General features: G+C 72.3%; 18 protein-coding genes. 5 read left to right on the top strand and 13 right to left on the bottom strand.

All coding sequences use genetic code 11. The features are described 5' to 3' along the window. Positions 1–684, bottom strand: a 684-nt coding sequence (locus ACFWYM_RS23365; protein WP_384840357.1) for an adenosylhomocysteinase, incomplete at its 3' end; no start/stop codon positions are given. 355 nt (positions 685–1,039) lie between these two features. On the opposite strand from ACFWYM_RS23365, the gene ACFWYM_RS23360 reads away from it, so the two are divergent. After that, on the top strand, positions 1,040–3,100 hold the full coding sequence (locus ACFWYM_RS23360) for a fructose-specific PTS transporter subunit EIIC (protein WP_384840354.1): 2,061 nt from the start codon (positions 1,040–1,042) through the stop codon (positions 3,098–3,100). An 86-nt stretch (positions 3,101–3,186) separates the two neighbouring features. On the opposite strand, the gene ACFWYM_RS23355 is transcribed toward ACFWYM_RS23360, so the two are convergent. From ACFWYM_RS23355 to ACFWYM_RS23325, 7 genes are all read right to left on the bottom strand, one after another. Continuing rightward, the gene (locus ACFWYM_RS23355; RefSeq protein ID WP_384840351.1) at positions 3,187–4,152 is read right to left on the bottom strand and encodes a cation diffusion facilitator family transporter; all 966 of its coding nucleotides are present in this window, start codon (positions 4,150–4,152) and stop codon (positions 3,187–3,189) included. A gap of 108 nt (positions 4,153–4,260) precedes the next feature. Next, a complete protein-coding gene (gene manA, locus ACFWYM_RS23350; RefSeq protein ID WP_384840348.1) occupies positions 4,261–5,415 on the bottom strand; it encodes a mannose-6-phosphate isomerase, class I in 1,155 nt (384 codons plus the stop codon). Positions 5,416–5,460: 45 nt separating this feature from the next. After that, positions 5,461–6,651, bottom strand: coding sequence for an SIS domain-containing protein (locus tag ACFWYM_RS23345; protein WP_384840345.1), 1,191 nt, complete (start codon positions 6,649–6,651; stop codon positions 5,461–5,463). A 63-nt stretch (positions 6,652–6,714) separates the two neighbouring features. Then, complete coding sequence (locus tag ACFWYM_RS23340; RefSeq protein WP_098242904.1) at positions 6,715–6,891, bottom strand: Trm112 family protein; 177 nt, start codon at positions 6,889–6,891, stop codon at positions 6,715–6,717. A 188-nt stretch (positions 6,892–7,079) separates the two neighbouring features. Further along, positions 7,080–8,444 (bottom strand): phosphomannomutase/phosphoglucomutase, encoded by a 1,365-nt coding sequence (locus ACFWYM_RS23335; protein ID WP_384840342.1) that lies wholly within the window; start codon positions 8,442–8,444, stop codon positions 7,080–7,082. A 151-nt stretch (positions 8,445–8,595) separates the two neighbouring features. After that, complete coding sequence (locus ACFWYM_RS23330) at positions 8,596–10,212, bottom strand: L-lactate permease (protein WP_384840339.1); 1,617 nt, start codon at positions 10,210–10,212, stop codon at positions 8,596–8,598. Between the two features lie 209 nt (positions 10,213–10,421). Next, positions 10,422–10,850: a DUF3499 domain-containing protein gene (locus ACFWYM_RS23325; protein WP_384840336.1), complete on the bottom strand. Its 429-nt coding sequence runs from the start codon at positions 10,848–10,850 to the stop codon at positions 10,422–10,424. A 273-nt stretch (positions 10,851–11,123) separates the two neighbouring features. On the opposite strand from ACFWYM_RS23325, the gene ACFWYM_RS23320 reads away from it, so the two are divergent. Then, complete coding sequence (locus tag ACFWYM_RS23320; protein ID WP_384840333.1) at positions 11,124–11,582, top strand: metallopeptidase family protein; 459 nt, start codon at positions 11,124–11,126, stop codon at positions 11,580–11,582. Positions 11,583–11,641: 59 nt separating this feature from the next. Here ACFWYM_RS23320 and ACFWYM_RS23315 read toward each other — a convergent pair whose 3' ends face one another. The 3 genes from ACFWYM_RS23315 to ACFWYM_RS23305 form a co-directional block, all read right to left on the bottom strand. Beyond that, on the bottom strand, positions 11,642–13,141 hold the full coding sequence (locus ACFWYM_RS23315) for a DUF5719 family protein (protein ID WP_384840330.1): 1,500 nt from the start codon (positions 13,139–13,141) through the stop codon (positions 11,642–11,644). After that, positions 13,138–16,830, bottom strand: coding sequence for a glycosyltransferase (locus tag ACFWYM_RS23310; RefSeq protein WP_384840327.1), 3,693 nt, complete (start codon positions 16,828–16,830; stop codon positions 13,138–13,140). The genes ACFWYM_RS23315 and ACFWYM_RS23310 overlap by 4 nt, the downstream gene beginning before the upstream one ends. Positions 16,831–17,091: 261 nt before the next feature. Then, positions 17,092–17,355 (bottom strand): WhiB family transcriptional regulator, encoded by a 264-nt coding sequence (locus ACFWYM_RS23305; RefSeq protein WP_016642094.1) that lies wholly within the window; start codon positions 17,353–17,355, stop codon positions 17,092–17,094. A gap of 677 nt (positions 17,356–18,032) precedes the next feature. On the opposite strand from ACFWYM_RS23305, the gene ACFWYM_RS23300 reads away from it, so the two are divergent. The 3 genes from ACFWYM_RS23300 to ACFWYM_RS23290 are packed head-to-tail and all read left to right on the top strand — an operon-like array spanning position 18,033 to position 20,855. Continuing rightward, positions 18,033–18,545: a cysteine dioxygenase gene (locus tag ACFWYM_RS23300; RefSeq protein WP_384840324.1), complete on the top strand. Its 513-nt coding sequence runs from the start codon at positions 18,033–18,035 to the stop codon at positions 18,543–18,545. Between the two features lie 34 nt (positions 18,546–18,579). Continuing rightward, the gene (cofD, locus tag ACFWYM_RS23295) at positions 18,580–19,545 is read left to right on the top strand and encodes a 2-phospho-L-lactate transferase (protein ID WP_384840321.1); all 966 of its coding nucleotides are present in this window, start codon (positions 18,580–18,582) and stop codon (positions 19,543–19,545) included. Next, entirely contained in the window at positions 19,542–20,855 is a 1,314-nt protein-coding gene (locus ACFWYM_RS23290) for a coenzyme F420-0:L-glutamate ligase (RefSeq protein ID WP_384840318.1), read from the top strand. The genes cofD and ACFWYM_RS23290 overlap by 4 nt, the downstream gene beginning before the upstream one ends. Before the next feature lie 60 nt (positions 20,856–20,915). Here ACFWYM_RS23290 and ACFWYM_RS23285 read toward each other — a convergent pair whose 3' ends face one another. Both ACFWYM_RS23285 and ACFWYM_RS23280 read right to left on the bottom strand, forming a co-directional pair. Beyond that, the gene (locus tag ACFWYM_RS23285) at positions 20,916–21,944 is read right to left on the bottom strand and encodes a DNA-3-methyladenine glycosylase family protein (RefSeq protein WP_384840315.1); all 1,029 of its coding nucleotides are present in this window, start codon (positions 21,942–21,944) and stop codon (positions 20,916–20,918) included. A 178-nt stretch (positions 21,945–22,122) separates the two neighbouring features. Next, positions 22,123–23,205, bottom strand: coding sequence for a sugar phosphate nucleotidyltransferase (locus ACFWYM_RS23280; protein ID WP_384840312.1), 1,083 nt, complete (start codon positions 23,203–23,205; stop codon positions 22,123–22,125). Positions 23,206–23,276: the final 71 nt, after the last annotated feature.

The raw sequence follows: 23,276 nt of genomic DNA, 5'->3' as shown, positions 1-23,276 counted from the left end.
CGCCGGGAACAGCAGCGTGCCGTCACGGTGCATCTCGTACAGGCGGTGGACACCCGTCGTGGTCTCCTCGGTCACCCCACGGATCTCCGAGGCGAGCTGGGTCCACTTCTGCGAGCCCTCGGAGATGGTGCGGTTGAGGACCTGCAGGATCACGCGGTGCTCGTCGTTCTCGGCGGTGTCCACGGCGGGGACCTTGCCGGCCTTCTCGTACTCGACGCCCTTGTGGACGAGGAGGGTGGCGTCGCCGCCGTCGTCCAGGATCATGTTCGGGCCGCCGGTGGGGGTGTTCGGCCAGGTCAGGGCCTGCTCCGTGCACCACCAGTACTCCTCCAGCGTCTCGCCCTTCCAGGCGAAGACCGGGATGCCCTGGGGGTTGTCCGGCGTCCCGTTCGGACCGACCGCGATGGCCGCGGCCGCGTGGTCCTGCGTCGAGAAGATGTTGCAGGAGACCCAGCGCACCTCGGCGCCGAGGGCGACCAGGGTCTCGATGAGGACGGCGGTCTGCACCGTCATGTGCAGCGAGCCCATGATGCGGGCCCCGGCCAGCGGCTGGGCGGCCGCGAACTCCTTGCGGATGGCCATCAGGCCGGGCATCTCGTGCTCGGCGAGGGTGATCTCCTTGCGACCGAACTCGGCCAGGGAGAGGTCGGCGACCTTGAAGTCCTGATTGGCGACAGTCGACATGTCGAGCTGCTCCTCGTGGATGGATCGAGGGTGGGCATGGCTGATCTGCGACGCCGGTCGCATGGATGCGACGGCGCCCGCAGCGCAGTCCGTCGGAGGCCCTCTCTCCCTCGGCCGGTCCGGAACGGACCGCCCGACCGCCATCAGCAGCGACGTCTGGCACTGTCACGAATCTACACCGATTGGCCCAGCAGACCACACCGTGTGTCAGGCCAACAGAACATTGCCGGATAGGTCTTCAGACCCGTACAAACCAGGACCTTTGCGCTTTTGATCCTGTCCTTATGTGTTGCAGGATGCCTTGAGATCGGGAACATTTGCGCGATCTTGTTGGCGAAGGCGTTAGGAGACCCACGTGACCAGTCCGGTCGATCCCCCGACAGGCGGGGCCAGCAGCGGGCAGAAGCCGCTGAAACTGGTCGCGGTGACCGCCTGCCCCACCGGCATCGCCCACACGTATATGGCCGCGGAGAAGCTCCAGCAGGCGGCCGACGGCCTCGGCATCGACATGAAGGTGGAGACGCAGGGCTCCATCGGGGCCGAGAATGTCTTGACTGACAACGATGTCAAGAACGCCGACGGCGTCATCATCGCGGCGGACAAGGAAGTCGACCTCGACCGCTTCGGCGGGAAGCGAGTGCTGCGGGTCGGCGTCGCCGAGGGCATTCACCACCCCGAGCAGCTCATCGAGCGGGTGCAGACCTCACCGGTGCTCGCCGCCGGTACCTCGCCGTCCGCGGGCGGCGGGGGCGGCAAGGAGCGCAGCCAGGCGTACAAGGCGCTGATGAACGGCGTCTCGTACATGATCCCGTTCGTCGTGGTCGGCGGTCTGCTGCTCGCCGTCTCGCTCTCGCTCGGCGGCCATGCCGACGCCAAGGGCGGCCTGGTCATCCCCGAAGAGTCCTTCTGGTGGTACGTCAACCAGCTGGGCGTCACCGGCTTCAAGCTGATGCTGCCGATCTTCTCCGGCTACATCGCGTACGCCCTGGCCGACCGTCCGGCGCTCGTGCCCGGCATGATCGGCGGCTTCCTCGCCTCGGACGCCGTGGGCATCTACAAGGCCGACGCCAACGCGGGCTTCCTCGGCGCGATCGTCACCGGTTTCCTGGCCGGTTACCTGGTCCTGGGGCTGAAGAAGGTCAAGGTCCCCAAGTTCGTCCAGCCGATCATGCCGATCATTGTCCTGCCGATCGTCTCCACGCTGGTGCTGGGGCTCTTCTACATCTACGTGATCGGGCAGCCGATCTCCTGGGTGTTCACCCACCTCACCAACTGGCTGAACGGGATGACCGGTTCGAGCGCCATCGTGCTCGGCATCATCATCGGCCTGATGATCTCCTTCGACATGGGCGGCCCGGTCAACAAGACGGCCTTCCTCGTCAGTGCCGGTCTGATCGGCACCAACAACGACGTCATGGGCATGGCTGCCGCCGCCATCCCGGTCATGCCGCTCGGCCAGGGCCTGGCGACGCTGCTGCGCAAGAAGCTCTACAGCAAGCAGGAGCAGGAGACCGGCCTCGCCGCCCTGTTCATGGGCTTCTTCGGCATCTCGGAAGGTGCGATCCCGTTCGCGGCCGCACGGCCGGCCCAGGTGATCCCGGCGAACATGCTGGGTGGCGCGGTCGCCGGTGCGATCGCGGGTGTGGCCGGGGTCGAGGACTCGGTGCCGCACGGCGGTCCGATCGTCTCGCTGTTCGGCGCGATCAGCGGGGTCGCGATGTTCTTCGTCGCCATCGCGGCCGGTGTCGTGGTCACGGCCTTCACGACCAACGCGCTCATCGAGTTCCAGCAGCGCCGCAAGGGCGAGACCGCCCCCGCGGCGACGCCCGCCCCGGAGCCCGTCCTCGCCGGTGTGGGAGCCGGAGCCGCCACGGGGGCCGTCGCCGCCCCGGCGACCGCTCCTGCCCCCTCCCCCGCCCCGCAGCAGGCCCCCGCGGACGCGACCCCTGCCCCCGAGGACGAGGTCCTCTCCGGCTATCTCACCGAGCAGACCGTCAAGGTCGGCCTCGACGCCCAGGACAAGGAGGCGGCCATCCGCGAGCTGGCCGGGCTGCTCGCCTCCACGGGCAAGGTGAACGACGTCGAGGAGCTCGTACAGACGGCGCTGCGCCGCGAGGCACAGGGCACCACGGGGCTCGGCGAGGAGATCGCCATCCCGCACGCCAAGACCGACGCGGTGACCTCTCCGGTGGTCGGCTTCGCGCGGTCCGCGGAGGGCATCGAGTGGGGTTCCCTGGACGGCACGAAGGCCAAGCTGATCTTCATGATCTCGGTGCCGGAGGCCGCTGCGGGCGATGAGCACCTGCGGATCCTCGCGCTCCTGTCGCGGAAGCTGATGGACACCGGCTTCCGGGAGCGCCTGGAGGCGGCGCCCGACGAAGCCGCGATCCTCGACGTCCTGCGCGAGGTCCGGTAGCGACGGCCCGTTCTCCGTCAGTACGCCGATGGGCCCCGCACCTTCGCTGGTGCGGGGCCCATCGGCGTACGGCGGAAGGGAGTTGCTCAGTGGCCGTCGCCGCCCGGGGCCTTGGCCGGGTTGGTGCCTGCGGCGGCCGCGGACTCGCTGTAGATGTCGGGCTCCAGGTAGATCACGCGGGCGATCGGGACCTCGGCCCGGATGCGCTCCTCCGCGGCGTTGATCGCGGCGGCGACCTCGGCGGCCGTGTCGTCGTGCTGCACGGCGATCTTGGCGGCGACGAGGAGCTCCTCGGGGCCGAGGTGGAGGGTGCGCATGTGGATGACGCTGGTGACGGTGTCGCCGTCGACCACGGCCTTCTCGATCTTCGCGACCTCGTCGGCGCCCGCGGCCTCGCCGAGCAGCAGGGACTTGGTCTCGGCGGCGAGGACGATCGCGATCAGGATGAGCAGGATGCCGATGCAGAGGGTGCCGATGCCGTCCCAGACGCCGTTGTCCGTGGCGAGGGCCATGCCGACGCCGCCGAGGGCGAGGACCAGGCCGACGAGGGCGCCGAGGTCCTCCAGGAGGACGACGGGCAGCTCGGGCGCCTTGGCGCGGCGGACGAACTGCGTCCAGGTGAGCTTGCCGCGCGTCTCGTTGGACTCCTTGATGGCCGTACGGAAGGAGAAGCTCTCCGCGATGATCGCGAACACCAGGACGCCCACCGGCCAGTACCAGTGCTCCAGCGAGTGCGGGTGCTTGATCTTCTCGTAGCCCTCGTAGATCGCGAACATGCCGCCGACCGAGAAGAGCACGATCGAGACGAGGAAGGCGTAGATGTAGCGCTCGCGCCCGTATCCGAAGGGGTGTTGGGGCGTCGCCTCGCGCTGGGCCTTCTTGCCGCCGAGCAGGAGCAGGCCCTGGTTGCCGGAGTCGGCGAGCGAGTGCACGCTCTCCGCGAGCATCGATGACGAGCCGCTGAAGAGGAACGCCACGAACTTCGACACCGCGATCGCGAGGTTGGCGGCCAGTGCCGCCACGATCGCCTTCGTTCCGCCTGACGCGCTCATGAGTGTCGGGGTCCCTTCGCCTGCCTGCGTACGTTCGTCCGTCAGCGCCCGGGCTTTGCCCGGGCTTTGCGGTGGGTCATTGTTGCAGTACGAGGCTCGTGGGGCGCTTCAGGCCACCACAGTGGCCCGGAATACCGTGCCGACCCCGGACACTTCGGCCTTTTCGCCGGCCGGGACGAAGGCCGACCGGCCGGGTTCGAGGGTGAGGTCGCCCGCGCGGACGGAGCCCGCGGTGCAGAGCAGGATCTGCGGGGTCGCTGCGGTCAGGTCGTGCGGGGCGCTCGCGCCCTCGGGCAGGACGAAGCGGGAGAGGCGGAACTCGTCGATGGGGGTCTCGTAGACCTCCTCGCCGGAGGGGGACGCCTCGGGGCGCAGGACGCCCGGGTCGGTGGCTTCGAAGCGGACGATGCGCAGCAGTTCGGGCACGTCGACGTGTTTCGGGGTGAGGCCGCAGCGCAGGACGTTGTCCGAGTTCGCCATGATCTCGACGCCGAGGCCGTTCAGGTAGGCGTGCGGGACGCCGGCGCCGAGGAAGAGGGCCTCGCCGGGCTGCAGCGTCACGTAGTTGAGCAGCATTGCGGCGATGACGCCCGGGTCGCCCGGGTAGTGGTGGGCGATGGAGGCGTACGCCGTGTAGTCGCCGCCGAGGCGCTCGGCGGCCGCGACGACGTCGCTGACCGTGGCGGCCATCTGCTCGGGATCGGCGGTGAGCACGGCCGTCAACACCTCGCGCAGGGCGGCCTCTTCGGGGCGGGCGCGCAGCAGGTCGGCGTAGGGCTTGAGGGAGTCGACGCCGAGTCCTTCGAGGAGTTCGGCGGCGGCGTCGGGGGCGCGGAAGCCGCAGAGGCCCTCGAAGGGGGTGAGGGCGCAGATGAGTTCGGGCTTGTGGTTGGCGTCCTTGTAGTTGCGGTTCGGGGCGTCGATGGGGACGCCGCGGCTCTCCTCTTCCTCGTAACCCTCCTTCGCCTGGGCGAGGTTGGGGTGCACCTGGAGGGAGAGGGGGGCTCCGGCGGCGAGGAGCTTGAGCAGGAAGGGCAGGCGGGGGCCGAACTTGGCGACGGCGGCGGGGCCGAGCTCGCGCTCGGGGGCCGCGTCGATGACCTCGTTCAGCGCGCCCCGGTCGGTGCGGGAGGGTGCGCCGGGGTGGGCGCCCATCCACATCTCGGCCTGCGGTTCGCCGGTGGGCTCGACGCCGAGGAGGTGGGGGATGGCGGTGGTGGAGCCCCAGGCGTAGGGGCGGATGGTGTTGGTGAGGCGGTCCACGGAGGGGGCTCCCTTACTGCGTACGCGGGTGCGGTGCTGCGTCGTTCATGATCGGTCCCCCGGGGCGAGCGTCAGGTAAACGGCCGCGAAATCCGTGATGGCGATCAGCTCGGCGAGGGTCTCCAGCTCGCCGCCGTCCTCCGGCTCGAGCTCGCTGAGCGGGACGTCGTGGCCGTGGGCCAGCTCGCGGGCGGCCGGGGCGGCGGTGAGGCCGCCGGCGTCGACCGGGGTGTCGCGCAGCAGCACGACGCGGGCGCGCAGGGACTGCGGCTCCTCGACGCGGTCGCGGAAAAAGTCGTCCTCGCCGGTGTCCCCGGCGAGTTCGCCCGCCAGGAGCGCGGCGTGCGCGGGCAGGGCCTCGGGGAGCTCGGCGGCGAGCGCGGGGCGGCCCGCCAGCTCGGCCAGGGTGGCGGCGAAGCGGCGGCCCACGGGGCCGGCGGCCGGCCCCTCCGTCCAGATCAGCGGGAGGGTGTCTGCAAGTTCGGCGGCGAGGGTCTTGGCGGGGTTGCTGTACGTCGCGATGACGGGGCCGCAGCGCTCGGCGACGTGGTCGAGGCGGTCGGCGACCTTCTGGAGGGTGTCCACGGGGGCGCTGATCAGGCCCGTGCGGTCGAGGAGCACAAGGAGAGGGGTGGCGAGGGCCCAGAGGGTGGCGGGCGCCGCGGCGGCGGAGACGGTGTCTTCGGAGGGCGCGCCGCCGCCTACGGACCCCGGGGTTTCGTCCGCTCCCAGTGGGCCGTGCGGGGACAGTGCCATGGGGATCGTGAGGCCGTGCGAGCCGTTCACTTCTCCGGCCAGGGGTGAGCGGGCGGGGGCCACCGCGACGACGGTGCAGCCGCGGCGGTACGCCTGCTCGGCGAGGAGGGTGAGGCCGGGTTCCGTGCCGTCCGGGGTGGCGATGAGGAGCAGGTCCACGGGGCCAGCCCAGCCGGGCAGCGCCCAGCGCAGGGCGCCCGCCGCGGGGGCGACGCCGGTCGGTGCGAGGCGGACGACGGGGCAGACCGCGCCCGCGAGGGTGCCGAGGAGGTCGGCGACGCAGCTCGCGGCGGCGCCGGGGCCCGCGATGAGGATGGAGCGGGGGCGGCCGTCGGGCTTGAGGTCTGTGAGCCCCGCCTCCACGGAGTGCCGGACGGCGGTGCGTACGCGGGCGCCCGCCTCGGCGGCGCCGCGCAGCAGTCCGTGGCGGTCGGCCTGGGCGAGCGCCTCGGGGGCGTCCAGCAGCGATTCGTCGAGCATGGGGGTTCAGCCTCCGATCGCCGTGCGCGGGTGGGTCTGTGCTCGGGGGGCCGAGGTGCCGCGTTACGCGGGGCGGCGGGCCTCGTCGACGAGGAGGACGGGGATGCCGTCGCGGACCGGGTAGGCGAGGCCGCACTCCTTGGCGTCCGCCGTGCAGATCAGCTCGGTGTCCGTCTCCTTGAGGGGGGCGTGGCAGGCCGGGCAGGCGAGGATCTCCAGGAGGCCGGCTTCGAGCGGCATGGGGTGGGTCCCTTCGAGCTGGTGGGGTGGGGGTGCGGCCTGGTCAGCCTACCGCCGTGAGGGGCTTGGTGCGGGGGCGGGCGGTCCGGGGCCGGGGCCCGCGAGAACGCCCGCCCTACGCGCGCGTGGGTGCGGGTTCCGAGGTCACCGCCACCCACGCGCGTGGGTGCCCCGGGGCACCCGTGGGCTCACGCCCTGATGATCGCCAGGGCTTCGTCGCGGACCGTGGCCATGGTGGCCTCGTCGCGCGCCTCCACGTTCAGGCGCAGCAGCGGTTCGGTGTTGGAGGCGCGGACGTTGAACCACCAGTCGGCGGCGGTGACGGTGAGGCCGTCCAGCTCGTCGAGGGTGACGCCGTCCTGGCCCTCGTAGGTGGACTTGATCGCGGCCAGGCGGGCCGTCTGGTCGTCGACGGTGGAGTTGATCTCTCCGGAGCCCGCGTAGCGGTCGTACTGCGCCACCAGCTGGGACAGCGGGCCGTCCTGGCCGCCGAGGGCCGCCAGGACGTGCAGGGCGGCCAGCATGCCCGTGTCCGCGTTCCAGAAGTCGCGGAAGTAGTAGTGCGCGGAGTGCTCGCCACCGAAGATCGCGCCCGTCTTGGCCATCTCCTCCTTGATGAACGAGTGACCCACGCGCGTGCGGACCGGGCTGCCGCCGTTCTCCTTGACGACCTCGGGGACCGACCACGACGTGATCAGGTTGTGGATGACCGTCCCCTTGCCGCCGTGCTTGGCGAGCTCGCGGGAGGCGACCAGGGCGGTGATCGCGGACGGGGAGACCGGGTCCCCGCTCTCGTCGACCACGAAGCAGCGGTCCGCGTCGCCGTCGAAGGCGATGCCGAGGTCGGCGCCCTCGGTGCGGACGCGCTCCTGGAGGTCGACGATGTTCTTCGGGTCGAGGGGGTTGGCCTCGTGGTTGGGGAACGTGCCGTCCAGCTCGAAGTACATCGGCACGACATCCAGGGGCAGCCCCTCGAAGACGGTGGGGACCGTGTGCCCTCCCATGCCGTTGCCCGCGTCCACCACGACCTTCAGGGGGCGGATCGAGGTGAGGTCGACGAGGGAGCGCAGGTGTGCCGCGTAGTCCTTGAGGGTGTCGCGCCGGGTGAGGGTGCCGGCGGTGGCGGCGGGCTCGGGGGCGCCCGTCTGCGACCAGCCCTCGACGAGGGCGCGGATCTCGGCGAGGCCGGTGTCCTGGCCGACCGGGGCGGCACCCGCACGGCACATCTTGATGCCGTTGTACTGCGCCGGGTTGTGCGACGCCGTGAACATCGCGCCCGGGAGATTCAGCGCCCCCGAGGCGTAGTACAGCTGGTCCGTCGAGCACAGGCCGATCTCGGTGACGTCCACGCCGCGGGCGGCGGCCCCGCGCGCGAAGGCGCGGGAGAGGCCCGGCGACGAGGGGCGCATGTCGTGGCCGACGACGATCGCGGTGGCGTCCGTCACCTGTGCGAAGGCGGCGCCGAACAACTCGGCCAGCGACTCGTCCCATTGGTCCGGGACCACCCCGCGCACGTCGTACGCCTTGACGATCTGTGACAGATCAGCAGTCACGGCCAACCCTCTCTGCAGGTTCTGCGAGCTCAGCGAAAGAATCTCGTCGGTCACCCCAAACTACCCGCAACGCCTGGCAGTCAGGTGCGTGCCGTCCCTGGTCCAACCCTGGTACGGCCCCCATCCATCCCTGATGCCCGCCCGTGTTCCGTCACGGCAGCATCCAGCCCAGGACGGCCGAGCTCTGCGCCACCACGATCAGGCACATCACCAGGAGCAGGCCGAGGCTCCACGGCAGCACCTTGCGCAGCAGATCGCCTTCCTTGCCCGCGAGTCCGACGGCCGCGCACGCGATGGTGAGGTTCTGCGGGGAGATCATCTTGCCGAGGACGCCGCCGGAGCTGTTGGCGGCCGCGAGCAGTTCCGGGGAGAGTCCCGACTGCCGTGCCGCGGTCACCTGGAGCGAGCCGAACAGCGCGTTGGCGGAGGTGTCCGAGCCCGACACCGCTACCCCGAACCAGCCGAGGACCGGCGACAAGAAGGCGAGGCCCGCGCCCGCGGCGGCCACGAAGTGCCCGATGGTGGCGGCCTGTCCGGAGAGATTCATGACGTACGCGAGGGCGAGCACGGAGGTCACCGTGAGGATGGCGAACCGCAGTTCGTGCACGGTGGCGAGCCACTCGCGCACCGCCACGCGCGCGTGCACGCCGATCACGAACGCGGTGCCCACTCCGGCGAGCAGCACCAGGGTGCCGCCGGTGGCGACGAGCGGCAGCGCGAAGACGTTGCCGCCGACCGGCTTCCCGTCCGGGGCCGCGACGTTCAGGAAGGGCCAGTCGAAGGTCCGCGTCGCCTTCGCCAACAGGTCTTTGACCGCCGGGATTTGAGCGATGGAGAAGATCGCGACGATGAGCGCGTACGGGGCGTAGGCGCGCAGCACCTCGGGGCGGGTGTCCTCCTGGTCGAGGTCTTCACTTCGTACGCCGGTGAGGACCGCCGCGCGGACGGGCTCGGTCGCGGGCTTGCGTGCCTGCGGCACCGCCATGAGCGCACCCGCGCCCGCGAGCGCCGCCCCGATGTCGGCGAGCTGCACCGAGACGTAGTTGGAGACCGCGAACTGCACGGCGGCGAAGGCGATTCCACAGGCGAGCGCGGGCGCCCAGGTGTCCCGCAGGCCCCGTCGCCCGTCCACCAGGCCCACCAGGAGCAGTGGCACGACGAGGGCGAGCAGCGGGGTCTGGCGGCCCACCACGGAGGCGACGGAGTCGAGGGGCAGCCCGGTGACCTGGGCGAGCGTGACGACGGGGGTGCCCATGGCGCCGAAGGCGACCGGTGCGGTGTTGGCGACGAGGGCGACGACCGCGGCCCGCACCGGGTCGAAGCCGAGCGCGACCAGCATCACCGAGCAGATCGCCACGGGCGCCCCGAATCCGGCGAGCGCCTCGAGGAGCGCCCCGAAGCAGAACGCGACGACGAGGGCCTGCACGCGCGGGTCGTCGGAGAGCCGCCCGAAGGAGCGGCGCAGGATGTCGAAGTGCCGGGTGCGGACCGTCATCCGGTACACCCACAGGGCGTTGACGACGATCCACAGGATGGGGAAGAGGCCGAAGAGGGCTCCTTGCGCGGCGCTGGAGGCGGTCTGGCCGAGCGGCATGCCGTACGCGAGCCAGGCGACCAGGGCGGCGACCGCGAGGCCGATGAGCCCCGCCTTGTGCGCCTGCAGCCGGACGGCGCCGAGCAGGACGAGGACGGTGACGAGGGGCAGGGTGGCGACGAGGGCGGACAGGCCGAGCGAGTCGGCCACGGGCTCCAGTTGCTGCACAAACACAGGGGCCTCCCCGGTTTCCGTGATGCGGAAAGTGATCTCTCACGGGCGGGGGAATCGTCGGGTCCGCAACGACGGCGCGTCAATGGGTCGTACAGGAGTGAACAAATTGTTCGGGAGTGAACAACAGGGCTCTACGGAGAGGGTGTTGCGACAGGGCCCAACGAAAAGGGGGCGTTGCGACAGCAACAGGACTCTACGAAGAGGTCGGTTCAGGACTCCGGAGAGCGCAGCACCCGCAGGTGGCCGCGGCGTGCGACCTCCATGGGGTCCGCCGAGCGGCCTCCGCTGCCGCCGCCCGCCTCGGCCGCGCGCTCCTGGGGGCGGGCCGCCTCGCGCACCGCGTTGGCGAGCGCTTCGAGGTCGTCGCCGCTGGGGCGGGCCGGGGCCGAGCCGTCGGTCAGCCGGACGACCTCCCAGCCGCGCGGGGCGGTGAGGCGCTCGGAGTGCTCGGCGCACAGGTCGTAGCAGTGGGGTTCGGCGTAGGTGGCGAGGGGGCCGAGGACCGCGGTCGAGTCGGCGTAGACGTACGTCAGCGTCGCGACGGCGGGACGGCCGCAAGCGGTGCGCGAACAGCGACGTACAGGGCTCACGACGTTGGACGGTACCGCACTCTTGAGCGGGCCGCGACGACTCTCCACCAGGTCACTCCCCCGTGTCGTGGTGTGATCTCGCACACGGTGCGCGCGCCACGCACCTCGCTGACCTGCGGTGTCTCAAGTGACCACCGGGACAGGTGGTGTTGAATCCGGTCACCACTCAGTGCATTTCCCGTCATTCGCAGCGTGATCGACGGTCTCCGGAAGACCGCGAAACGACCTCAAGAGTCGGCGGAACGGTCATCCGGCGACATGCCGTGCGCCGTACGGAAGGCGTGCGGAAACGCGGATCTCGGGGACTACGCTGCATCAGTGATGGACGACCCCGTACCGCCCCGATCCGCAGAGCCGAGGCCCCGCCGCCGCGACCGGCACGGCCGGGGCATGCGCGGCCCCGTGGCCCCGCCCCAGGTGCCCCTCTCGGCGAGCCGCGCCGATGCCTTCACGGACCTGGTGCAGGACTCCGTGGAGCGGCTCGAGCGGCGCTGGCCGCAGCTCGCCGAGATCGACTTCCTGGTGCTTGAGGTCCCGCCCCTGCAGCCCGCCGACGACGCGGCCGGGAGCCTGGGGGACGAGGTCATCCCGCTGGGCGGCACCATCACCGCCTCCGAAGGGCGGCCCGCGCGCGTGGTGATCTACCGGCGCCCGGTCGAGATCCGCACCAAGGGGCGGGACGAGCGGGCAGCCCTGGTCCACGAGGTGGTCGTCGAGCAGGTGGCCGAACTCCTCGGCCTCTCACCGGAGTCGGTGGACCCGCGCTACGGCGAGGACTGACCTCCCCACACACAGGCGGGCCTTCACACACAGGCGAGCCTCCACGCGCGCGTGCCCGCCTACTTCTCCAGCACTGTGAGGTCCTGCTCCGCCTCCGGCACCGCGACCGTCCCCCGGTCGTCCGGGAGCGTCTGCACGGTGAACATCGGCACCCCGTGGGTGTCGTCGCCCCCGAGCCGCAGCATCCGCGAGCCGTAGACGGGGCCGCCCGACACCGGCTCGACCGTGAGGGCGTACGACCCCTTGAGCCCGGCCGGCACCGGGGGCTCGACCGCCAGCGTCGTACCGCCCTTGATCTTGTACGTCTTCGTGGCGGGCGTGCCGCCTTCGGTGCCCGCTGACGCCGTGACCTTCACCTGCGCGGACTTGCCCGGCGCGGTCAGCGAGAGCGTCGAGCCCTTGGCGCGGTTGTCGGCGACCGTCGCGCGCGTGCCCACCGCGTTCACCGCCGGGATGAACGCCGTCTCCTGCTTGTCGCCCTTGCCCCGGGTGACCCGCAGCGCGGCCACCACCGGAACCGAGTCCTCCGAGGGGGTCAGGACCAGCGAACCCGCCTCGCCCCGGGTGACGTTCCCGAGGTCGACGGCGGCCGTCATGCCGGACTTCACGTGCAGGGAGGCGTGGCCCGCGGGGCTGATCAGGCCGTTCGGAGAGGCCAGTTGGACCTTCAGGTCGGCGTCGTCGGAGCCGGGGGCGAAGGCGACCAGGCGCGCCGACGTGGCGTCCTCGGGGATGCCGGGCAGGACCAGGCTGCCCGCGGGGTCGGCCGCGGCAGGCAGCCAGTCGCCGCCCAGCTTGTCGTCCGAGGACTGGATGGCGGCCGCCACCCGGCCGCTGCGCGCGGTGACGTGGACCGTGAGGTTGGTCTGCGGCTTGTCGGTGAGCGTGGAGAGCAGCACCGGGACGCTGGAGTAGCCCTTGACCTGGATCGCCTCCCCCACCTCGGACTTGATGGCGCCGTCGGGGCCGTAGAGCTCGATGTCGACGACGGCCGCGGAGTCGTCCGGGTTGGTCAGGTGGATGTAGTCGTCGCGCTCCTTGGCGGTGCTGGCGGCCGGGAACCAGAAGTCCGTGTCGGGGGCGGAACAGGTGAGGCCGTGGGCGCCGCGGCCGCTGCCCGCCGTGATCTTGCTGGTCTGCTGAACGGTCCACCCGGGGGCGAGCTTTCCGTCCGCGGTGCCGATGAGCGCGGGCGACTCGGCGCCCGACTCCTCGCCCGCGACGGGCTTGCCCGGTGTCTTCGAGGACAGGAAGGGCTTGGCTTCCTTCTCCTTGTCCTTCTTCGGAGCGTCCGTCAACTGCTTCACGGAGGGCAGCAGTTCGGCCTTCCCGGAGCCGCCGGAGCCCTTCGAGACGGGCGTGAAGCCCGTGTACGAGGTCTCGGCGAGGTCCGAGGTGCTGGGCGCGGGGCAGAGCAGGCTGGTGCGCTCCACGGGCAGCCGCGCGGCTTCCTTCGCGCCGTCGTCACCGGTGCCGTCCGGGGTGTTGAACGCGGCGAATCCGGTGACGGCGACGAGTGCGGCCACACCGGCGATCAGGGACTGGGTGGTGCGGTTCACTGCTGGCTCCCGTCGGGACGCTCACTGTCGGTGCCGTGCGGGGGCTGCGGGGGCAGGGGCGGCATCGGAGGGTCCTGCGGCGGCTGCGCGGGCTGCTGGGGGGCGTACGCGGCGTCGTAGCCCTGGCCGTACTGCTGCGCGTCTCCGTAGGCAGCGTCCGCGCCGCCGTACGAGGCGTACGGGTCGTACTGGCCGCCCTGGTAGGGGTCGGCCTGGTACGACTGCTGGTCGTAGCCGCCCGGCTGCTGTCCTGCCGGGTACTGCGCGCCCTGGTACTGCTGCTCGCCGCCGTAGCTGCCGTACTCGGCGCCCGCGTGGGCGGGCGCCTCCCACTCGCCGTACGACTGCTGCTGCGGCAGGCCCGAGAGGGCCTCCTCCTGGGGCGGTGCCGTCGTCGCACCGTCCGTCGCGGCGGACGCCTGGGGCTGTTCGCTCTGGGCCCGCAGCCTGCGCGCCCTGCGGCCCTCGCCCGCGACCGCCTGGGCGGGCACGACGGGCTCTTCGGGGAGATCGTCGTCGACGTCGCGGCGGCGTCCGGGCAGCGCGAGCACCACCAGGACCACGGCGAGCGCGCCCTGGGCCCACAGCCATCCGGTGTGGGACGCCGGGGCCTCGTAGGTGACGTCCAACCGGCCGCCCGAAGCAGGCAGTTCGAAGCCCTGCGCCCAGCCGTCCAGGGTGGTCCTGGTGAGCGCGCGGCCGTCGAGCGTGGCCGTCCAGCCCTCGTCCGCGGCGTCGGCGAGGCGCAGGACGCGGCCCTCGGTGCCGGACGGGATCTTCGTGTGCAGCTCGACGGGGCCCGCCGCGACCGGGGCGGGGTCGCCGCTCTTGGGGACGATCGCCGCGCGCGCGACCTGCCGGTCCACGCGCCACAGCGCGCTGCCGTCCTCCTGGCTGAGCCGCGAGAGGCCCGGCGTCGCGTCCAGGACGCGGCTCATCTGCCGGGGCGCCCCGTCCCGTACGAGGACGTAACGCACCGCGAAGCCGCCCAGCTGGTCCGCCTGGTCGGCGCCGGAACCGGCGACGAGGCGCGCGACGGTCCTCTCCAGACGCTTGTTGGAGCCGGCCGCCGCGGCCAGTTCGGCGTCGCCGAGGCGGGCGCCGGAGCCGCGCACGAGGGTGTACGAGACCTTGGCGGCCCGGTCGCTGTCGAGCACGAGGGTGCGGGCCTGGTCCTGGGTGCCGCTCTCCTCCGCGACGAACGCGGGGACCTGGACCGGGTCCCGGCGCTCAAGGGGGCCGTCACCGCCGCGGATCATCCACCCGGCGGCGACGAGCAGCGGGCCCGCGGCCGCCGCGAACGCGATGAGCGCGGCCACCGGCTGCCGCCACCCGAAGCTCTGCTCGGCCACCCGCGCGCGGGCACCGTCGGCCCCCAGGGCGGCGGCCGCGAGGAGCGCGATGCCGTAGCCGAGGGTCGCGGGTCCGGCCCACACCGAGCCGTTCGACAGCGCGGCGAAGAACAGCGAGACGAGCGCGACCGTCCACGCCGTGCGGATCGCCAGCTGTCGCTCCGAGCGCAGCAGTGCGGCGAGGGCGGCGAGCACGATCCCGATGAGCAGCAGGCCGTGCACGGTCCCGGAGCCGCCCGGGCTGCCGCCGAGCAGGTCGAGGGCGGACGCCGCCCCCGCCTCGTACGTGAGCCCGGCCTCGCGGAAGAACCCGAAGGGCAGCAGCGTCAGCGACCACGGGGCGAGGATCAGCAGCGGGGTGCCGAGCCCGGCCAGGAAACGCAGCCCGTAGGCGCGGATGTCGCTCCGGCGCAGCGCGAGGAGAGCGAGGCCGAGGACCAGGGCGATGGGCCACACGATCGGCGTGAAGGCCGTCGCGAGCGTCAGGAGCAGGGCGTACGCCCACGTGGCGCGCCAGCTGCCGCGCGTGCCCTCGGCGGTGCCGAGCCCGGCGGCCGCGGTGCCCGCGCGCGCGATGAGCGGCAGCAGGACGGCGAGGACGGCGGTGCCGATGCGCCCGCCCGCGAGCGCGCCGGTGGCGGCGGGCAGGAAGGCGTACGCGACGGACGCCCAGGCCCGCAGGAGCCGCGACTCCACCAGCGGCCGCGAGGCGAAGTACGCGGCGAACCCGGCCAGCGGCACGGAGCCGACGAGGAGGACCGTGACCGCGAGTCCGGTGGAGCCGAACAGCAGCGTGGACAGGCCCGCGACGAGCGCCAGATACGGCGGCGCCGACTGGGTGCCGCCGGTCCCCACGGGGTGCCACCCGTCCGCGTAACGCCCCCACAAGGAGCTCGCGTCGGCGGGGGCGGGCAGCAGGGAGCCGCCCGCCAGGGCGCCGCTGCCGAGCAGTTCACGGCAGGCGATGAGCGCGGCGAACAGCAGCACTACGAAGAGCATCGGTCCGGGCTTGCGGGCCATGCGCTTCAGGCGGGCGAACTGCTCGACCTCCAGGAAGTCCGCATCGTCCCCGCCGGGCCCCGACTCGACCGCTCCGTGGCGGCCCGCCGAGGAGACCTCCGGGTCGGAGCGGCCCACAAGATTGCCGGCGACCTGCTCGACCGTGGCGCGCACGGTGGCGCCGGGCGGCGGGAAGAGCGGCCTCAACTCGCCCTTCTCCAGCACGGACTTGCCGCGCTTGCTGCGGGCGGCGACGATCCGCCCCGGCCGCAGCAGGGTGGCCAGAAGCCCGGTGACCTCGTCGACGGCCTGTCCCGGCGCCTTGCCGACGAGGTAGGCGAGGGTGCGCAGGAGCGTGCCGACGACGAGCCGGAACAGCACCCAAGGGAGCGTGGCCGCGCGCGCGTTGACGAGCAGGGTGTAGGCGGCGCCGGCCTTGTCGACCTTGTGCGGGGACGCCGAGGTGCGGCCCACGCAGTCCACGGCGCGGCGCTCGCGGGAGGCGGCCTCGGCGTGCCGGACGACGGCGTCGGGGGCGACCAGGACGCGGTGTCCGGCAGCCTGGGCGCGCCAGCACAGGTCCACGTCGTCCCGCATCAGGGGCAGGCGGCGGTCGAACCCGCCGAGCCGCTCGAAGACTTCGCGCCGGATCAGCATTCCGGCGGTGGACACGGAGAGCACGGGCCGCACGTGGTCGTGCTGGCCCTGGTCCTGCTCGCGGCGGTCCAGGCCGGTCCAGCGGCGGCCGCTGTTGGCGATGGAGACACCGACTTCGAGGAGCTGCCTGCGGTCGTACCAGCCGCGGAGCTTGGGGCCGACGATCGCGACGTCCCGGCCGAGCTCGCGCTCGGTCTCGACGGCGCGCAGCAGCTCGGCGAGGGCGGTGGGCTCGGGCGCGCAGTCGTCGTGCAGCAGCCAGAGCCACTGCTCGGGCTCGCCGTGGGGAAGCTCCGGCATGTCGTACGCGTCGTCGCGCCAGGAGCGGCTGACGGGGTCCCAGCCGCTGGGGCGCTTCAGGTACGGCAGCTCGTCCGGCGTCAGGACGGCGGCGGTGCGGGCCGCCTCGTCCACGGCGGTGCCGAAGCCGGAGCGGCGCGCGAGGTGCAGGACGCGGTCGGCGCCGAGGGCCTCGGTGACCAGACGGGCGGAGTCGTCCGCGCTGCCGGTGTCGGCGGCGACGGCACTCTGCACGGGGCGCTCCTGGCCGAGCAGTCCGGCGAGGGCGTCGGGCAGCCAGCGGGCACCGTCGTGGGAGACGAGCACGGCGGTCACGACATGCCGCGGAAACTCAGGGGCGGCAGCGTCGTGGTGGGCTGCCGAATGGCTCTGCACGGACATCGAGGTACGGGCCCCGGTTCGGTGGACTGCGGTGGACTCCCGCGACCGCTGGAGGCGGTGGGGCGTCTCGGACGGGGCCCCACACTAACGGCTGGCAACAACGCGGCCCGCCGCCTGTGGATAACCCTTGGGCGACGGGCCGTTCCATACGTAGGGGTGTGTGCCGTTTGGTCGGGCGGCACTCGAAAAGGGACGCGTGGATGCGCACATCGGTACGCACGCACGCGCGCGGGCGCGCGCTTCGGTGCGGTGGTGCGGAGGTCAGACAGCGGCCTTCTTCAGGCGGCGGCGTTCTCGCTCCGAGAGACCGCCCCAGATCCCGAACCGCTCGTCGTTCGCCAGCGCGTACTCCAGGCATTCCGAGCGGACCTCGCAGGCGAGGCAGACCTTCTTGGCCTCGCGGGTGGAGCCGCCCTTCTCAGGGAAGAAGGACTCGGGGTCGGTCTGGGCGCACAGTGCGCGCTCCTGCCAGCCGAGTTCCTCGTCCGCGTCCTCGACCAGCAGTTCCTGAACCAGCTCGGTCATGTGCGCCCCTCGTCTGTCCGTGCGTCCCCGTGATGCTGCCGTTACCGATTTCGGCTGAACGACACGAGTGAAATTACAAGTGTGCCGATCCGGGCCAGTCAAGCCGAGATCTGCTATTGGGCCCCTTATTCACTCTGCGGAACCAAGGCTTTGCGGAAAGTGTTCAAATCGACATAAACCGTGACACTTGCCAGTGGCCCAGCCCGACGCACGCCGCTCACATGGAGAGACGCCGCGCACTTCGATCTCGTTGCGGGATGCCCGCCGAAGCGAACCGGATCACATTCGGGTCACGGGATCGCATCGGCGTTTACGCGCCGGTTGAAGCGCCATGTGTCCTGTGCGTCGGCTGCACAAACCTTTCGCCTTACAGAACAACCGGATGAGGTGAAACATATCCCACATAGCGGACATTGGGTTGACACCGAAGGTGTGAGCCGCTGTCCTGGTGGGCATGCTCGCGAACTTGGCTCTCTCGACGAACCGCACCAGCGGTGCCGTCGGTGCTGCCCACGCGCGCTGTCGCTGTTCCTGTTCCAGCTGTTGAGCGACCAGTCTCCAGCTGTTGAACCCCCGAGCCGCCGTGGCTCCGCATTTCCAGCGTCTCCCGCACTTCCCTCGCTCCACCCTTCCTTCTGCGACACCCCAGCTCTCACACGTTGAGGAACCACCGCACCATGAACAGCGACAGCGACCTCCAGATCGCCGGCGACATCCTCGAAGTCCCGCACCTCCTGCAGCCCGCGCGCGAACACCCCGCCACCGTGGCCGAGTTCGCCGGGCTCGCCCGCTCCATCGCCGCCGACCGCTCCCAGTGGGCCCACCTCGTCGAGTACGACGCGACGAGCCGCTGGTACCACCGCCTGCGCACCGGGCCCGGCTACGAGGTGTGGCTGCTCTCCTGGGTGCCCGGACAGGGCAGCGGGCCGCACGACCACGGGCCGTCCTCCGGTGTGTTGACGCTCCTGGAGGGCGAGTTGACGGAACGCACGGAGCGCGCGGCGCGGACGCTGCACGCCGGAGCGCAGCGCGTCTTCGCGCCCGGCTATGTCCACGACGTCGTCAACGACTCCCTCGAACCGGCCGTCAGCCTGCACATCTACTACCCGGGCCTGACCGAGATGCCGATGCACACGGCGCGCTGCGAGGCGCCCGCCGCGGCGGATGCCGTGAATCCCGTGACCGCCTGACGCGTTGTCGTACCCGCCTGCAATGCTTGGGCGCATGCGCATTGTGGTTCTGGCCGGCGGCATCGGCGGCGCCCGTTTCCTGCGGGGACTCAAGAAGGCCGCCCCCGACGCGGCGATCACGGTCATCGGCAACACCGGTGACGACATCCACCTGTTCGGCCTGAAGGTCTGTCCCGACCTCGACACCGTGATGTACACCCTCGGCGGCGGCATCAACGAGGAGCAGGGCTGGGGACGTACGGACGAGACGTTCAAGGTCAAGGAAGAGCTCGCGGCCTACGGAGTGGGGCCCGAGTGGTTCGGGCTCGGCGACCGGGACTTCGCCACCCACATCGTGCGGACGCAGATGCTGAGCGCCGGGTATCCGCTGAGCGCGGTGACCGAAGCGCTGTGCGAGCGGTGGCAGCCCGGGGTCAGGCTCATCCCGATGTCGGACGACCGGGTCGAGACGCATGTGGCGGTCGACGTGGACGGCGAGCAGAAGGCCGTGCACTTCCAGGAGTACTGGGTGCGGATGCGCGCCTCCGTCCCGGCCCACGCCGTGGTGCCGGTGGGCGCGGACCAGGCGAAGCCCGCGCCGGGCGTCCTGGAGGCCATCGCCGAGGCCGACGTCATCCTCTTCCCGCCGTCCAACCCCGTGGTGAGCGTGGGGACCATCCTCGCGGTGCCCGGCATGAGGGAGGCCATCGCGGAGGCCGGGGTGCCCGTCGTCGGGCTCTCCCCCATCGTCGGGGACGCTCCCGTGCGGGGCATGGCCGACAAGGTCCTGGAGGCCGTCGGGGTCGAGGCGACGGCCGCCGCGGTCGCCGAGCACTACGGGAGCGGGCTCCTCGACGGCTGGCTCGTCGACACCGTGGACGCCGGTTCCGTGGAGCGGATCGAGTCGGCGGGCATCCGGTGCCGCGCCATCCCGCTGATGATGACGGACCCCGAGGAAGGCACCGCCGCGGCGGCCATGGCCCGTGAGGCCCTCGCGCTCGCGGCGGAGGTCCGCGCGTGAGCGCCGGCCCCTCGGAGTCGTTCCGCGTCTGGGCCGTGCCGGGACTCCCCGAGGTCCGCCGCGGCGACGACCTCGCGAAGCTGATCGCGGCCGCCGAGCCGTCCCTCGCCGACGGGGACGTCGTCCTCGTCACCTCGAAGATCGTCAGCAAGGCCGAGGGGCGCGTCGTCGAGGCGAGCGACCGGGAGGCGGCCATCGACGCCGAGACCGTGCGGGTCGTGGCGCGGCGCGGGACCCTCCGTATCGTCGAGAACCGGCAGGGGTTGGTGATGGCGGCCGCCGGGGTCGATGCCTCCAACACCCCTGCGGGGACCGTGCTGTTGCTTCCGGAGGACGCGGACGCCTCCGCGCGCGCGGTGCGGGACGGGCTGCGCGATGCCCTCGGTGTCGACGTCGGTGTCCTCGTCACCGACACCTTCGGGCGGCCCTGGCGCAGCGGTCTCACCGACGTCGCCATCGGGGCGGCGGGCGTGCGGGTGCTCGATGATCTGCGGGGCGGCTTCGACGCGTACGGGAATCCGCTGAGCGCCACCGTCGTCGCCACCGCCGACGAGCTGGCCGCGGCGGGCGACCTGGTCAAGGGCAAGGCCGCCGGGCTGCCGGTGGCGGTGGTGCGGGGGCTCGCCCACGTCGTGGACGGCGACTTCGAGGACGAGGGGGCGCGGGCCATGGTGCGGGACGCGCGCGACGACATGTTCCGGCTCGGCACCTCGGAGGCCGTCCGGGAGGCGGTCACACAGCGGCGCACGGTGCGGGAGTTCACCGACGAGCCGGTGGACCCGGGAGCGGTGCGCCGGGCCGTCGCGCTCGCGGTGACGGCGCCCGCGCCGCACCACACCACTCCGTGGCGCTTCGTGCTCCTCGAGTCCGCGGAGTCGCGGACGCGGCTGCTCGACGCCATGCGGGACGCCTGGATCGCCGACCTGCGGCGCGACGGCAAGAGCGAGGAGTCCATCGCCAAGCGCGTGCGGCGCGGCGACGTGCTGCGCAACGCGCCCTATCTGGTGGTGCCCTGTCTGGTGACGGACGGCTCACACACGTACGGGGACGCGCGGCGGGACGGCGCCGAGCGCGAGATGTTCGTGGTCGCCGCCGGCGCCGGGGTGCAGAACTTCCTGGTGGGGCTCGCCGGGGAGCGGCTCGGGTCGGCCTGGGTCTCGTCGACGATGTTCTGCGCGGATGTCGTACGGGGCGTCCTCGGGCTGCCCTCGGACTGGGACCCGATGGGGGCGGTGGCCGTGGGGCATGCGGCGGTGGCGCCGAAGGAGCGGGCTGTGCGCGGGGCCGAGGACTTCATCGAGGTTCGGTAGGAGGGGGCGGCGGGCCCGTCCGCTTGTCCGGGCGGGCCGTCCAGTCCAGGGCCGTCGCCCTCAGAGGCGTGCGATGTCGCCTCTCGGCATGCGTGGCTCGCGGCGCGGTGGGGTGCGGCCGCTGAGGAGGATCAGGCGGGCCGCGCGGTGGCGCTGGCCCTCGTACGGGGAGAGCAGCTCCAGCATCGCCGCGTCGTCCGCCGTGCGGTCGTTCGCGAGGGCGTAGCCGATGATGCCCGGGAGGTGGAGGTCGCCGACCGTCACCGCGTCGGGGGCTCCGTTGCTGCGCTGGACGGTCTCGGCGGAGGTCCAGGGGCCGATGCCGGGGACCAGTTCGAGGCGGGCCTGGGCGTCGGCGGGCGTCATGGCCGCCGCCTCCTCCATGCGTCGGGCCACCTTGACCGCGCGCAGGATCGTCGACGCGCGCTTGTTGTCGACGCCCGCGCGGTGCCACTCCCAGGACGGGATCAGGGACCAGGTACGGGGCTCCGGCATCACGTGCATCGGGGTCTTGAAAGGCCACGTCCTCGGGCCGGGGGCCGGTTCGCCGTGCGTACGGACCAGGAGGCGCCAGGCGCGGTACGCCTCGTCCGTCGTGACCTTCTGCTCCAGGATCGACGGGATCAGGGATTCCAGGACCAGGCCGGTGCGGGTGAGGCGGAGGCCGGGGCGGCGGTGTGCGGTGACGGCCACGAGGCGGTGGCGGGCGGTGAAGGCCGCCGGGTCGTCGGACTCGCCGAGGAGGGTGGGGAGTTGGGAGAGGAGCCAGTCCGCTCCCTTGCCCCATGCCTCGGCCTGGGCGGTGGCGGTGCTCCGGTGGACGGCCACGCGGAGTGTGCCCGGGCCCTCGGGGGTGCGGGTCGCCCGCCAGACCGAGCCGTCCTGGGTGGTGCGGAAGGTGGGGTCGGCGGGGCCGCGGCGGAGGGGGCCGAGGGTGAGGCTCAGGTTGAGGGGGTAGGGGGGTTTCCACTCGCGGGTGCGGCCTGTTGTGGGCTGGTGGGGCGCCCCTGCCCGGGGGGCCCGGGGGAGTTTCGTTTCGCCGCCTCGCACCGTGGTGCGGGTGGGGTGGGGGGCGAAGCGGGAGGACATGGGGTCGAGGGTACGGGGGTTCCTTTCCCCGATCCCGCCCCTTCCCGAAACCCGCCGCTCCGCGGCCCTGGGGCGCCCTCTTCCGGGGCTTCGCCCCTTGCCCCCAGTCGGCGCTCCGCGCCTCGTCCTCAAACGCCGGACGGGCTGAACAGCCCCGGGTGCGGGCCGAGGAAGAGAGCTACTGATCCGACGAGAATCTCACCGCTCCCGCGGGGAGCCTCGCGTCGCACCAGACCCTGACCCCGTCCCGGAGTTCGTTGTCCTCGCCGATCGTGGCCCGGTCACCGATCACCGCGCCCGTCAGGACCGAGCGGGCGCCGATCCGCGCGCCCGTGCCCACCAGTGAGTCCGTCACCACCGCGCCCGGCTCGATCACCGCGTCCGCCAGGACCGTGCTGCCGTCCACGCGGGCGCCGTCGCCCACCACCGCACCCGCGCCGACCACCGTGCCGCCGGTGAGCTTGGCGTCCGTGGCGACCTGCGCCGAGGGGAGCACCAGCTGGTCGCCGCAGCGGCCGGGGACCGCCGGGGACGGGGCGCGGCCGAGGACCAGGTCCGCCGAGCCGCGGACGAATGCCTGCGGGGTGCCCAGGTCCAGCCAGTACGTGGAGTCCACCATGCCCTGGAGGTGTGCGCCGGAGGCGAGGAGGGAGGGGAACGTCTCCCGTTCGACCGAGACGGGGCGGCCCTCGGGGATCGTGTCGATGACCGAGCGGCGGAAGACGTACGCGCCCGCGTTGATCTGGTCCGTGACGATCTCTTCGGGGGTCTGGGGCTTCTCCAGGAAGGCGAGCACCCGGCCGTTCCCGTCCGTGGGGACCAGGCCGTACGCGCGCGGGTCGTCGACCTTGGTGAGGTGCAGCGAGACGTCGGCGCCCGTGGACTGGTGCGTGGCCACCAGGGCGCGGATGTCGAGGCCCGTGAGGATGTCGCCGTTGAAGATCAGGACCGGGTCGTCGGGGCCCGAGCGGAGGCGGGAGGCCACGTTCCGGATGGCGCCGCCGGTGCCGAGGGGCTCGGTCTCCGTGACGTACTCGAGGTGGAGGCCCAGGGAGGAGCCGTCGCCGAAGTACGGCTCGAAGACCTCGGCGAGGTAGGACGTGGCGAGGACGATGTGGTCCACGCCCGCCGCCTTCGCCCGGGCCAGCTGGTGGGTCAGGAACGGGACGCCCGCCGCGGGGACCATCGGCTTGGGGGTGTGCACCGTGAGCGGACGGAGCCTGGTGCCCTTGCCGCCGACCAGGAGGATCGCTTCAGTCACCTGTCGTCTCTGCTTCCTGCTGGGGCCGGCCGAATTTGCGTTTCGGCCGGCCAGTGTATGCAGATGGGAGT

It is taken from the genome of Streptomyces sp. NPDC059009 (assembly GCF_042740175.1).
In the GTDB taxonomy this organism is placed as follows: domain Bacteria; phylum Actinomycetota; class Actinomycetes; order Streptomycetales; family Streptomycetaceae; genus Streptomyces.
Note: the sequence above shows the minus strand (reverse complement) of the source record. Positions and strands in the feature narration are given on the sequence as shown.

Bases quoted from the DNA above. Each gene is read 5' to 3' on its own strand.
- ACFWYM_RS23355 (WP_384840351.1), bottom strand. From the start codon at position 4,152: ATGAGCGCGTCAGGCGGAACGAAGGCGATCGTGGCGGCACTGGCCGCC.
- ACFWYM_RS23345 (WP_384840345.1), bottom strand. From the start codon at position 6,651: ATGCTCGACGAATCGCTGCTGGACGCCCCCGAGGCGCTCGCCCAGGCC.
- ACFWYM_RS23340 (WP_098242904.1), bottom strand. From the start codon at position 6,891: ATGCCGCTCGAAGCCGGCCTCCTGGAGATCCTCGCCTGCCCGGCCTGC.
- ACFWYM_RS23320 (WP_384840333.1), top strand. From the start codon at position 11,124: ATGGACGACCCCGTACCGCCCCGATCCGCAGAGCCGAGGCCCCGCCGC.
- ACFWYM_RS23310 (WP_384840327.1), bottom strand. From the start codon at position 16,830: ATGTCCGTGCAGAGCCATTCGGCAGCCCACCACGACGCTGCCGCCCCT.
- ACFWYM_RS23305 (WP_016642094.1), bottom strand. From the start codon at position 17,355: ATGACCGAGCTGGTTCAGGAACTGCTGGTCGAGGACGCGGACGAGGAA.
- ACFWYM_RS23300 (WP_384840324.1), top strand. From the start codon at position 18,033: ATGAACAGCGACAGCGACCTCCAGATCGCCGGCGACATCCTCGAAGTC.
- cofD (WP_384840321.1), top strand. From the start codon at position 18,580: ATGCGCATTGTGGTTCTGGCCGGCGGCATCGGCGGCGCCCGTTTCCTG.
- ACFWYM_RS23285 (WP_384840315.1), bottom strand. From the start codon at position 21,944: ATGTCCTCCCGCTTCGCCCCCCACCCCACCCGCACCACGGTGCGAGGC.